The sequence below is a fragment of the Oleiphilus sp. HI0132 genome, assembly GCF_001635845.1.
In genome coordinates, this window is record NZ_LWGJ01001408.1 from 1 (window position 1) to 363 (window position 363).

General features: G+C 47.1%; 1 protein-coding gene. It reads right to left on the reverse strand.

Annotated features, from left to right (window positions below; all coding sequences use genetic code 11):
• Nucleotides 1–330 (reverse strand): ATP-binding cassette domain-containing protein (locus A3766_RS21530; protein ID WP_255375693.1); only part of this gene is annotated, 330 nt, incomplete at its 3' end.
• Nucleotides 331–363 lie beyond the last annotated feature (33 nt).

Below are 363 nucleotides of genomic sequence, written 5' to 3' on the forward strand. Positions count from 1 at the left end.
CAAACGCTGTTTCTCTTTCAGGTAGTCGCTATAGCCTCCGTTAAAAGCTGTGATATTTCCCCTGTCCAACTCGATAATATTGGAGGCCAAAGCCTTAATAAACGCTCTATCGTGACTGACAAACAATAACGCGCCACGATATTCTGCTAAGCGGGCTTCCAGCCATTTGATAGTTTCGATGTCCAGATGGTTAGTCGGCTCATCTAGTAAAAGCAGGTCGGGTTCATTGATTAAGGCTCGGGCAAGCATTACCCGCCGCCGCCAACCGCCGGATAAGTCTTTCATCTGCATCGATTCATGCAAACCAAAACGCTTAAGCATGCTGGCGATCCGAGTATCAAAATCCCAGCCATTTAATGACTC